General features: G+C 41.4%; 13 protein-coding genes. 7 read left to right on the forward strand and 6 right to left on the reverse strand.

Going from position 1 to position 10,903, the window contains the following annotated elements; genetic code table 11:
• Positions 1-1,201, forward strand: a 1,201-nt coding sequence (locus NTV63_03565) for a hypothetical protein (protein MCX6710001.1), incomplete at its 5' end; no start/stop codon positions are given.
• Here NTV63_03565 and NTV63_03570 read toward each other — a convergent pair.
• Positions 1,198-3,345, reverse strand: a complete 2,148-nt coding sequence (locus NTV63_03570; GenBank protein ID MCX6710002.1) for a copper amine oxidase N-terminal domain-containing protein — start codon at positions 3,343-3,345, stop codon at positions 1,198-1,200. The genes NTV63_03565 and NTV63_03570 overlap by 4 nt on opposite strands.
• Between NTV63_03570 and NTV63_03575 the strand changes: the two genes are divergently transcribed.
• Positions 3,233-3,550: a hypothetical protein gene (locus tag NTV63_03575; GenBank protein MCX6710003.1), complete on the forward strand. Its 318-nt coding sequence runs from the start codon at positions 3,233-3,235 to the stop codon at positions 3,548-3,550. The genes NTV63_03570 and NTV63_03575 overlap by 113 nt on opposite strands.
• 18 nt (positions 3,551-3,568) lie before the next feature.
• Here NTV63_03575 and NTV63_03580 read toward each other — a convergent pair whose 3' ends face one another.
• Positions 3,569-3,961: a ribonuclease HI family protein gene (locus tag NTV63_03580; GenBank protein ID MCX6710004.1), complete on the reverse strand. Its 393-nt coding sequence runs from the start codon at positions 3,959-3,961 to the stop codon at positions 3,569-3,571.
• On the reverse strand, positions 3,958-4,548 hold the full coding sequence (locus tag NTV63_03585; GenBank protein ID MCX6710005.1) for a methyltransferase: 591 nt from the start codon (positions 4,546-4,548) through the stop codon (positions 3,958-3,960). The genes NTV63_03580 and NTV63_03585 overlap by 4 nt, the downstream gene beginning before the upstream one ends.
• An 81-nt stretch (positions 4,549-4,629) precedes the next feature.
• Here NTV63_03585 and NTV63_03590 point away from each other — a divergent pair, with 81 nt between their 5' ends.
• Complete coding sequence (locus NTV63_03590; GenBank protein MCX6710006.1) at positions 4,630-5,142, forward strand: hypothetical protein; 513 nt, start codon at positions 4,630-4,632, stop codon at positions 5,140-5,142.
• A 2-nt stretch (positions 5,143-5,144) separates the two neighbouring features.
• Here NTV63_03590 and NTV63_03595 read toward each other — a convergent pair whose 3' ends face one another.
• On the reverse strand, positions 5,145-5,381 hold the full coding sequence (locus tag NTV63_03595; protein MCX6710007.1) for a hypothetical protein: 237 nt from the start codon (positions 5,379-5,381) through the stop codon (positions 5,145-5,147).
• 34 nt (positions 5,382-5,415) lie between these two features.
• Positions 5,416-5,877 (reverse strand): hypothetical protein, encoded by a 462-nt coding sequence (locus tag NTV63_03600; GenBank protein MCX6710008.1) that lies wholly within the window; start codon positions 5,875-5,877, stop codon positions 5,416-5,418.
• 56 nt (positions 5,878-5,933) lie between these two features.
• Here NTV63_03600 and NTV63_03605 point away from each other — a divergent pair, with 56 nt between their 5' ends.
• The 4 genes from NTV63_03605 to NTV63_03620 are packed head-to-tail and all read left to right on the forward strand — an operon-like array spanning position 5,934 to position 9,751.
• On the forward strand, positions 5,934-6,875 hold the full coding sequence (locus tag NTV63_03605; protein ID MCX6710009.1) for a presenilin family intramembrane aspartyl protease: 942 nt from the start codon (positions 5,934-5,936) through the stop codon (positions 6,873-6,875).
• 45 nt (positions 6,876-6,920) lie between these two features.
• Positions 6,921-7,955 carry a flap endonuclease-1 gene (fen, locus tag NTV63_03610; GenBank protein MCX6710010.1) on the forward strand — a complete coding sequence of 345 codons (1,035 nt, stop codon included), beginning with the start codon at positions 6,921-6,923 and terminating at the stop codon, positions 7,953-7,955.
• 2 nt (positions 7,956-7,957) lie between these two features.
• Positions 7,958-8,794: a class I SAM-dependent methyltransferase family protein gene (locus NTV63_03615; GenBank protein MCX6710011.1), complete on the forward strand. Its 837-nt coding sequence runs from the start codon at positions 7,958-7,960 to the stop codon at positions 8,792-8,794.
• On the forward strand, positions 8,795-9,751 hold the full coding sequence (locus tag NTV63_03620) for a hypothetical protein (GenBank protein MCX6710012.1): 957 nt from the start codon (positions 8,795-8,797) through the stop codon (positions 9,749-9,751). It begins immediately after the preceding gene.
• Between the two features lie 29 nt (positions 9,752-9,780).
• Here the strand turns inward: NTV63_03620 and NTV63_03625 are convergent.
• Positions 9,781-10,903 (reverse strand): [FeFe] hydrogenase, group A (locus NTV63_03625; protein MCX6710013.1); only part of this gene is annotated, 1,123 nt, incomplete at its 5' end.

Raw genomic sequence — 10,903 nt, forward strand, 5'->3', positions numbered from 1 at the left:
AGGAGTAATTCAGAGATACCCTCTTGTGAAAGAGGAAATGCTGCTTTTCATCAAAAACGACTTCAAGCAGTGCATAAACCTCTCAATATTCAGAGAAGAAGGGATGAGCATAGATGCAAAGGAGCCGAAGTTTGAGATAATCCTTGCAGATTCAGGAACAAATTTCTACATTGACTACCCTCTTGATGTTTCAATGGGGGATTATTCAGAGAGAATCTCAAAGATTCCAGCGTATAAATCAGAGATAAGTCTCAAGAGGATGTATGAGATAGCAAGAAATGTAATTTATGAGGACAAGACAAATCTTCTTTTTCCCCTCGAAAGCATAACGGTAAATGAATACAGATATAATCCGCTCTACCCTGCAGTTGCAATCAGCGTAATCCCCGGAAAGGACTATGACATAATCAAATTAACAGACCTAAAAAGAAAGATTGAGGGAAAGCAGTATGAATTGATATTCCTGCGCCAGAACAGAAATCCTGTGCTGAAATACATCCCTGAGATAAACGGGCTGATATCAAGCCCGATAAGCGTTTCACCATTAGCATTTGACCCTGACGAGGATGACTTTAACATCACAATAGAAAAGTGGAAGATTGAACTGGGAAACGTAGTTTTTGTCCCAACGCGGATAATTGTGTATGAAACATTCATTCCACAGCCAGAGGATGTGGGAGTTTATTACTATAATATCACTGTTACTGATTCAGCAGGGCTCTCTGACTGGCAGAACGGGATAAGGGCGACAATAACGTGCAAATACATTGACATAAAAACAGAGCAGGCAGCAAGAAAACCATATGGAAACTGGAGCGTTTCAGGAAAGGAATACACATACAACCCGAACTGCTGCGATAGCTACAACAATCTCTTCTTCACATCAAGCTTATACAACGAACTCGGTGACTACCTCTGCAGCTGCACAGAGAACGGCGACTGCATAATCCCAGGAGCAACACCGACTCCAACGCCGGCAACAGGCAGTTGCACAAAAGATTTCTGTAACGGCAATCGTGCGAGCCATTGTTCAACTGCCGGTTTAGTAGAATACGAAACACAATGCGTTAACGGTTGTGTTGACGGAAAATGCGCATGCATAGGATGCGGTGATGAAGGATGCTACGCCAGTGGCGGGTGCAAACCTGAAACATCTTGTCCCTGTGTTTATGGTGGCAGTTCACCAACATGTTGTCTTTAAGGTTTATCTAACTCAGAAATAATTAAATTCCATTTTTTATCTTTTAAATTATTTATTCTTGTATAATCATTAATTATCAAATTGCTCGAATTAATTCGTTCTGGTAAAAATAAATCAACAGAATCAACAGTCCATTTGTTTTCGTTGTAATTTATTCCGTTTAATAGATATCCTTTTATCGTAAATGGTAAAACCAAAAAATTCTCGTTTGGTTCTAAGGTTAGTAAACCAACTACATTTGCCGATGGGGTCGGAACAGAATATTTTGTACTAGGAATTAATAAACTTTTTAATAAAAGATCTTCTATCCTACTAATTCGGTTTGCATCAACGCTAATTTTATCTTTATCTTCTTTTGGAGTATTCTCTGGCTTTAACTTCTCATTAACTAAGGCCAATTCCTCTGAATTTGTTGTATTATAAATTGGAGACGTTGCCGAGATAGTCACATCTCCATAAGGAACTCCTGATGTTTTAACTCCATTTATTTTAGCTTTTATCAAAGAATTAATTTTCAAATCAACATAAGCGGCGCCACATTCACCAAGCCAATCAGCAGTTATTCCTTGTTCTTTAACATCGTGGTAATAATTCTTAGCTATTTCTAATGTTTTTTCCATTTCACCAGTAATGTCAAATGCAGATTTCAATGCATCATAAAGCCCCTTTTCCTTTAACACTCTAAAAAATCCGAATGGCTTTCCTGTCTTTTGGGTTTGGATTACATCAAAGGAAAAATCTGGAATCATTGTCTTTAAAAGCATAAAATCTTCGTTTTCCAAGCCGCCAAATTTATTTACAATCCCTTCTTTGTTACTTAACAACTCTTTTTCTGTTTTAACATCATAATCGAATAATTTCAAGGCCCACTCGCTAATGCCTTGACTTACTGAGAAATCTTGGAAATCATATTCTTTTTCTTCATAAGTAATCTTATTTGCGCTTGCATACGGCCCGAATCCTGCGGTTATTGCCAAAAATGTCTTCGGATGGCTTTTTATCTCTGCTTTTAATGCATCATTTGCGCCATCCCACATCTTGACTGCGAGCTCGCCTGCATTGTAATCATAAAGCCCTAATTGGTTTACGTACTGCCTGAATGTGTTTGTTTCCTTCACTTTCTTTCCGAGTGATGCTTCTGTTGCGTTTGAAGCATCCTGAAGTGTTTTTACCAAGTCGGAATACTGCTGAAGATTGTTTTTCTGAAGTGTCGGGCTCTGGGAGAGAAGGAGGTTTATTTCCTGCTCGCCAAAAGCATTGTTGAGGAGCATTAATGCCTTGTAGCGTTCGCTTGAGGTTAATGCGTCAAGTGTTGTTCCTTCCTTATATGCCCTTAATGAGTATGATGTTTCAACCTGGGATTTTGCAGTGCTTGCTGAAGCATCTGCTTTTTCAGGAGCAAGAATTCTTGTTCCCATTGCAAGCTTCATTCCATTTCCAAGCTTTTCACCGTAAGCTAAGACGATTCCTGCAATCTCTTTAGACGCATTTTCTTTGGTTTTTGATAATCCGCGGCTGGCAGCATACCTGAGCGCAAACTCGTCATCAACAATTGAATCCACATTAAAAGGAGTTCTTGGGTCAAGTGTTAAAGCAATCTTTTCAGGAAGTGTCAAATCACATCTTCCGTCCGGCGTTGCAGAAAAGAAATTAGTTCCCGGATACTGCTTTAAGATGTCTGAGATTGCCTTGTCAGTAAGAGTAGTATAAACAGTATTCTTGTTATTTGGGTTTGTTCCAAGAATCTTTTCAGCAGAGAAAGTAAGCCCGTCTGAATCAGCATCAGAATTCTCATTTATTGATTTTGGCCCCACTGTTGCATTGCTTTTTCCAATCCAGAGATTAAGAATTGATAAATCATCATTAATTGTAACTTTCCTTTCAACTGCATCCCAGGAAACAACAGAATCAAGCCCCTCTGAGATGAATCTTACCGGAAGCATTGTCCTTGAATTCTTGATATAAGGGGCTGCATCAAGAGCATAAGGCATACCGTTGATTGTCGCATTTACATTTCCAATCTGAAGTGTTATGTCAGTCTTATCAACACTCTGGGTTAAAGCAGAAGCGGGCTGGTTTTCAATAAGATACCATGAAGGATTTGACGAGGAAACCTTTGGAAAGTCGCGCTCTTCTGCTTTCATTGATTTTGGAGAAGCAAAGGTTAAGGAGCCAAGAATTCCAAGCCCTGCAAGGAAAACCCCTGCTTTCCGGATTATATTCCTTCTTTTCCTTGAGGTTTTTGCATCTAAGAAAGAATCATTCTCAACCATAGTGTCAAGCGCGTCCATAATGGCAAATAGCCATTTCCCATATTTAAATCTTTCTATTGTAATCACTAATCAGTGACTAATTATTTCAGCATCATTATCTCATTGAGGCGGTCTTTGCAAGGGCGTCTGCGCTGAAATTGCCCTCCCTTTCAGCCCAGATGAATTCAACTGACTTGAATTTTTTTATGAGAGAATCTGCTTTTGCCTTCAGTTTTTTAAGCCCCTCTGACTTTATCTTGTATTTTCCTTTAAGCTGCATGACTATAAGTTTGCTGTCTGAGGTTATCCTTAAAGAATCTGCGTGAAGCAAATGCGCCTCTTCAAGCGCCCTTATGACTGCAAGGTATTCTGCCTCGTTGTTTGTCCCAAAGCCAGCTGGCTCAGAAATCCTTTTTATGATTTTTCCCCTTTCTGAAATCACAACACCAAGCCCGCGTTTTCCAGGGTTTCCGCTGCAGGCTCCGTCTGTGTTTATCTCAAGCATCATTTTTTAACGCTCACATAAATCCTATATCCTGCCTTTTTTGCAATTTCCCTGACATTCCCGAATTCAGATTCCATTCTCTTTTCCAGGGTTTCCCCGCCCTTCCTGTGCCTTGCCACAAGCTGGAGAATTCCGCCATTTTTCAGAAAATTTTGCGCCTCAATAATAATCTTTAAGCATATCTCCTTTCCTGCTGTCTGGGGCGGATTTACAAGTATTGCATCAAATTTTTCGTCCTTTATTGAATCATAGCAGTTGCTTTTAAGGACTCTTGCAGAAACATTGTTTTTTTCAGCATTCATCTTTGCAAGCATAAGAGCCCTCTCATTGACATCTGTCATGAGCACATCAGAATTAAAAGCCCCTGCAAGGGCAATTCCAACTGCACCGTATCCGCACCCCAGGTCAAGAATCTTCCATCCATCCTGCATTATGCACTTTTCTATCAGGAGAATGCTTCCCTCGTCAAGCCCGGATTTTGAGAAAACACCTGCTCCTGTGAAAAATTCAAAATTCTTTCCCCTCAAGCACGCCTGAAAGCTGGAAAGCCTAAGGGGAGAATCCTGCTTTTCAGAGTAATAGTGGCTCATGCAGAAAAGGTTTCTTTCCCAGTTTAAAAATATTTCCGGACAATCAAATATTTTATATACTAAATAATATTAATCCTTCCTATGGCTTATGAGAAGCTTATAGACAAGCTTAAGGACAAGGGATGGAGCGACAATGACATAGTGCACGCCCTTAAGATTCTGAATGACGCGCCGAGCCACAAGGACAAGTCCCAGATAGCGATGGACAGTGCAGTATACTGGATAGGGCTTATCCTCATGATTGTGGGAAACATTGTCCTTTCAGTGATAATGATACCGACACTGATTGTGCTTTCAAAGACAGCGCTGTATTTCATCCTGATTGTAATCTCATTGGCATTCGGCACAATGTTCAGCCTTCTTCTGAACCAGATAGAAGCAATCCAGGGGAAGAAGATTATTGCGCCGCTTTTCATACCTGCGCTTGCCCTGATAAACATATATTACATAACAAGCGTAAGCAACACATTCTCAAGCCGGCTTAACATCCAGAAGGTAAACAGCCCTGTTGCAATGGGAATTGTTTACGCTTTCTTTTTCATACTGCCGTATATAATCTTCTGGCTTACAAAGAAGGTAAAAATAGAATTTTAGGGTTATTTCCTCTTCTTTATTATTTCATCCAGTCTCTTCTGGTATTCGCGCAGCTCAATCTCTGTCGGGCCGTATGTCATGGAAATCAGGGATGATATGAACATTATTGCAAAAATCAGCCCAATCCCGATTCCCCAGCTTGCGTCCCTAGGATAGAGCCACATCCCAGAAAGAATCATTCCAATAACAGAAGTCAGCATAAAGCTTGTGTGCAGCGGAGCAACATTTGTCAATATCATATTCAATCACCCTCTTTTTTTTAATTAAGCACATCTAATTGCTTTCCTTTTTTAAAATTTGCCTTGCAATTGATGCTGCAACCTCCCTTTTCTTTGGAAATGCAGCAACAGTTATCTTTATGTGATAGCAGTTTCCAGAATCTGTTATGAAATACTCATTTGCAGAAAGAAGCCTTTCCTTATCAAGGCGCAGGAAGAAGTTTTCTTCATCATCAACCCTGCTGTCAATCTGGCGATTAAGCATTTCAACCTGCTCATCGCTTAATTTTGAGATGATGCTCTTCAAAAACATTTTTACAAGGCTTTCCCTTGAGACAACAACCTCTGCAATTCTTATCTTCTTCTCATCAAACCCCTCTGCGCAGGTTTCAGAAACAGCAATTTTGTTCTCTTCCAGGCTGAATGGGAAGAGAGATTTCAGCCCGGAAATTATCCTTTGATAGTCCTCATTTTCCTTGGAAAAAACTCTTATCTCAACCTGATGCGCAAGCTTCATCTTTAGGTCTAAAAAAATCACTAAATTTATATAAGGTTTGTGTTTTTTAAAAATTCATGAAGCACACCATTTCAATAACGCTCACCATAGTTCTTTTTTTCATAGCAGCCCAGATTTTCGGGCTTTTCCTCGTTGGAAAGGACATGAATGTTGGAAAAGCAGAGACTGGGGAGATAACAACATTCCACAATGACACCGCAGTGGGCGCAAGGCCGGAAATAAGCGGCTCTGCGTCGCTTGTTTACATTCTTGTTTCAGTAATAGTTGGAACAATAATACTGTTGATATTTGCAAGGTTCAGGAAGCAGACTCTCTGGAAGGTGTGGTATTTTTTTGCAGTGTGGATGGCAATTTCAATTTCAATCGGAGTTTTCACAAAGCCGTGGATTGCAATTGCAATTGCAGCTGTTTTAGCGCTGGCAAAGCTCTTCATCCCAAATCCTATAACGCACAACAGCACTGAATTCCTGATATACGCAGGAATAACAGTCCTCATTGTCCCGATATTCAATGCGTGGTGGGCGCTTCTTCTCCTAATCGCATTTTCACTCTATGACGCATATGCCGTGTGGAAAAGCGCGCACATGATTAAGCTTGCAAAATTCCAGATGGAATCAAAGATATTCGCAGGATTCTTCATCCCATACTCCAGAAAAAAGGAGTCTCTGGAAATCAGGAAGACAAATTCAGGAAAAGAGCAGGGAAAAAGGCTTTCTGAAAGAAGGACAGCAAAAAAAGATGAAGAAAATTCCAACGCAATACTTGGGGGCGGGGATATTGCCCTTCCAATGATTTTTGCAGGCGCTGTAATGGAGCAGCTTGTGAGAAGCGGGCTTTCCCTGAAAGCAGCATTTTTTCAGGCGTCAATAATCTCCTTCTTTTCAGCAGCAGCGCTTTTAATCCTGATGCTAAAGAGCGAAAAGGGGAAATTCTACCCCGCAATGCCCTTCATAACAGCAGGATGCATTCTCGGCGCCATAATTGTTCTCATAATATGAGCCAATTCAAAAAGATTTTTATAATGACGCATTCTTCTTTTTGCCATGGGAGTACAGATAACAGAGCTCTTCCAGAAGAAGGAGATAGGATTTAAGGAGCTTTCAGGAAAGACAATTGCAATAGACGCTCACCTTGCGCTATACCAATTTCTGTCAACAATTAGGCAGCGCGACGGAACTCCCCTTATTGACATGAAGGGAAATGTCACAAGCCACCTCATGGGAATCTTCACAAGAAGCGCAAGCCTGCTGGAAAAGGGGATAAAGCTCATATATGTTTTTGACGGAAAGCCGCCTGAACTAAAGAGGAGAACAATTGAGGAGAGAAAGGCAGTGAAGATTGAAGCGCAGAAGAGATTTGATGCTGCAGCAGAAAAGGGCGATTTATCAGAGATGCACAAGTTTGCAATGAGAACATCAAGACTTACGCCTGAAATGATTGCAGAGTCAAAGGAATTAATCTCTGCAATGGGAATTCCCATTGTGCAGGCGCCCTCTGAAGGGGAAGCCCAGGCAGCGCATATTGTCAAATCAGGAAAGGCGTATGCAGTCGGCTCTCAGGATGCTGACTCGCTTCTGTTCGGCGCAGAAAGGCTTGTCAGGAATCTTAGCATAAGCTCAAGAAGGAAGATTCCGGGAACAGTTGCATATACATCAACATCCCCTGAACTCATTGAGCTTTCAGCGCTCTTAAACTCGCTTGGAATAGACAGGGAAGGATTGATTGCGCTCTCAATGCTTGTTGGAACTGACTTCAACCCAAAAGGAATAAAGGGAATAGGGCAGAAGGGCGCATTAAAGCTTGTGAAACAGTTTGGAAAGAATTTTGACGCAATGTTTGCAAGCGTTAAATGGAGCGAATACTTCAGCTTTCCCTGGCAGGATGTTTTTGATTTGATAAAAAATATGCCAATAACAGATGACTACCCCCTTGATTTCAGAAGCCCTGAAATTGAGAGGATTAAAGAAATTCTGTGCGATAAGCATGATTTTTCCAAGGAAAGGATTGAATCAGGGCTTGGAAAGACAATTGACAACTCAGAGAAAAAGAGCCAGAAGGGGCTTTCTGATTTTTTTTAAAAATGACAACATTAAAAGAAGCGCTTGCAGGAAAATTGGATGAAAGGGAGATTTCCATTGTTCCGTCATCATTTGAGATAGTCGGGGACATAATAATATTCTCGGATTTTCCGGAGGAGCTCAAGAAAAAGGAAAAGCTCATAGGGGAAACACTGCTTTCCCTGCACAAGAACGTGAAGGTTGTTGCAAAGAAGACAGGGAAATACAGCGGAGAATTCAGAACTCCGAAAATAAGGGTAATTGCAGGCGAAAAGAGAAAGGAAACAACATACAGGGAAAACAATACAGTTCTGAAATTCAATGTTGAAAAGGTTTATTTCTCATCAAGATTGTCTGAAGAGAGGAAAAGGATTGCCGGAATGGTTAAGCCAGGAGAAAAAGTGCTTGTCATGTTTTCAGGATGCGGGCCATACCCTCTTGTGATTGCGAGGAACAGCAGGGCATCTGCAGTATTTGGGATTGAGAAAAACCCAGTTGCCCACAGGTATGCGCTTGAAAACATAAAACTCAACAAGGCAAAGAACGTATTTTTGATAAAGGGAGATGCAAGCGCTGAAGCCAAGAAGCTCGCAAAGAAGATAAAGTTTGACAGAATCCTAATGCCCCTTCCAAAAGGGGCAGAGCATTTTCTCCCATCATGCTTTTCAGCGCTGAAAAAAGGGGGGATTGTGCACTTCTACACTTTCCTTAAGGAAGAGGAAATACCGGACAAGGCAGCAAATTTGATAAAGAAGGCTGTGCAGAAGGAAAAAAAGAAGGCAAGGATAATTGCATACAGGAAATGCGGGCACTACTCGCCCGCAGTTTACCGGGTGTGCATAGATTTCAAGGTGCTTTAAATGAGCTCAGATGCATATCAAAAAATTCTGGAATTTGTAAAAATCAACGGCCCAACACTGCCGTCTGAAGCTGCAAAATGCATAAACTCAACAATACTCCTCTCATCAGCAATACTCTCTGACTTGGTTTCGCAGAAGCAAATTAGGATAAGCCACGCAAAGATAGGCGGCTCCCCGGTATATTACCTTTCTGGGCAGGAGGACAAGCTTGAGAGATTATACCCCTTATTGAATGAAAAGGACAGGCAGACATATGACATGCTTAAATTTCATCACGTTATTGAGGATTCCTCATCAGACCCCCTGACAAGGGTTTCATTAAGGACTCTTAAGGACTTTGCAATCCCAATGACTGTTAAATCAAGCGAAAATGATGCTGAAAGAATATTCTGGAGATGGCACCTTCTCTCTGACAACGAGGCAAATTCAGAAATAAAATCCATTCTCGAATCAGCTGAAAAGAGGGCAAAAGCCCATGAAAAGCGCATTGAGAAGCCGGCTGAAAAGCCAAAAGGAATTTCTGAATTCATCCAGGAAAAAATCTTTCGCGAGGAAAAGACAGAAAAAGAGGAGAAAAAGGAAAGCAAGCCTGAAAAGGCTCCTGAAATTCAGGAAGAGCAGAAAGAAATTTCTCCGATAGAGGCAAAAGAGCCTTTCCTTTCAGAGGTTATTAAATTCTTCAGCTCAAATAAGGTGGAAATAATTGAAAAGAGCATCCAGAAGAAAAAGTCAGAATATGACTTTGTGATAAGGATACCGAGCAATGTCGGAAGCCTTAGTTATTTCTGCAGGGCAAGGAAGAAGGCGTCAATAAATGAGGAAGACCTAAGCTCTGCCTATGTCCAGGCAGGGATAAGAAAGCTTCCGTGCCTGTTCATAACATCGGGAAAGCTTACCAAGAAAGCATCAGAGATACTTTCCCGCGAATTCAAGAACATGACTTTCAAGAACCTGTAGATTATCCGCTGAATTTTTTTAATGATTTTTTAATTTTGCCTGAAATTATATTTCTTTTTTGCGCGATATGATGTGTGCAGGAGCTTCTCGGCATTTTCTCCTCCGGGCTCGCCAAAGAACGATTCATATGCTGAATTGAGAGCAGGATTTTCATGCGCGCACCTGATTTCTGATTTTTCATCAATTGAATACAGCCCCTTTGCCCTTTCCTCAATAATCTTCCTTGAAGTTGGTATTGGCTGCCCGCCTCCGCCAACGCAGCCGCCCGGGCAAGCCATCACTTCAACAAAATCCGCATCAATTTCCCCATTTTTAATCATTGAGAGCATATTTTCCACATTTCCGCTTCCATTGACAACAGCAACCCTGACAGTTTCCTTCCCTATCTTGTATTCAGCCTTCTTTATGCCCTTCATTCCCCTTACTTCATTAAGCTTCAGCCTTTCTTTTTTTGTCTCTCCTGTTAAAATGTATTCTGCTGTCCTGAGGGAAGCTTCCATAACGCCCCCGCTTGCTCCGAAAATCTGCCCGCTTCCTGATGCAGTTGGGAGTAATTGGTCAAATTCATCATCTGGAATCTTTGAAAGCTCAATTCCTGATTCCCTTATCATTTTTGCAGCCTCGCGCACAGTCAGCACATGGTCCACTGCAGGAATCTTTCCAATCTTGTGCTCAATTCTTTTTGCCTCCTGCTTCTTTGCAGTGCAGGGCATGACTGCAACAACAACTATGTCCCCGTCCCAAAGTTCCATCTTCTTTGCATAATATGTCTTGATGACAGAGCCGAGCATCTGATAGGGGCTTTTTGATGTTGAGAGGTTTTCAATGAGTTCAGGATGGAAGGATTCAACATAATTGACCCATGCAGGGCAGCAGGATGTGAACATGGGAAGGGCAGTTTTCTTTCCTTCTCTTCTGTCCTTCAGCCTTTTCACAAGTTCAGTTGCCTCTTCCATTATTGTGAAATCAGCCCCTGTTGAAGTGTCCATGACAGAATCAAAGCCAACCTGCCTCAGGGCTGAAACAACCTTTTTTGTGACAATTGAACCGGGTTTCATCCCGAATTCCTCTCCGATGCTGCTTCTCACAGAAGGCGCAATCTGTGCTATCACAAACTTTTTCCCGTCATTCAGCGCCTTGTAGACATCGCTT

The organism is Candidatus Woesearchaeota archaeon, from assembly GCA_026394965.1.
Lineage (GTDB): Archaea > Nanobdellota > Nanobdellia > Woesearchaeales > 0-14-0-80-44-23 > JAPLZQ01.

Bases quoted from the DNA above. Each gene is read 5' to 3' on its own strand.
- NTV63_03575 (MCX6710003.1), top strand. From the start codon at position 3,233: ATGTCAGTCTTATCAACACTCTGGGTTAAAGCAGAAGCGGGCTGGTTT.
- NTV63_03570 (MCX6710002.1), bottom strand. From the start codon at position 3,345: ATGAAAGCAGAAGAGCGCGACTTTCCAAAGGTTTCCTCGTCAAATCCT.
- NTV63_03580 (MCX6710004.1), bottom strand. From the start codon at position 3,961: ATGATGCTTGAGATAAACACAGACGGAGCCTGCAGCGGAAACCCTGGA.
- NTV63_03585 (MCX6710005.1), bottom strand. From the start codon at position 4,548: ATGAGCCACTATTACTCTGAAAAGCAGGATTCTCCCCTTAGGCTTTCC.
- NTV63_03590 (MCX6710006.1), top strand. From the start codon at position 4,630: ATGGCTTATGAGAAGCTTATAGACAAGCTTAAGGACAAGGGATGGAGC.
- NTV63_03595 (MCX6710007.1), bottom strand. From the start codon at position 5,381: ATGATATTGACAAATGTTGCTCCGCTGCACACAAGCTTTATGCTGACT.
- NTV63_03600 (MCX6710008.1), bottom strand. From the start codon at position 5,877: ATGAAGCTTGCGCATCAGGTTGAGATAAGAGTTTTTTCCAAGGAAAAT.
- NTV63_03605 (MCX6710009.1), top strand. From the start codon at position 5,934: ATGAAGCACACCATTTCAATAACGCTCACCATAGTTCTTTTTTTCATA.
- fen (MCX6710010.1), top strand. From the start codon at position 6,921: ATGGGAGTACAGATAACAGAGCTCTTCCAGAAGAAGGAGATAGGATTT.
- NTV63_03615 (MCX6710011.1), top strand. From the start codon at position 7,958: ATGACAACATTAAAAGAAGCGCTTGCAGGAAAATTGGATGAAAGGGAG.
- NTV63_03620 (MCX6710012.1), top strand. From the start codon at position 8,795: ATGAGCTCAGATGCATATCAAAAAATTCTGGAATTTGTAAAAATCAAC.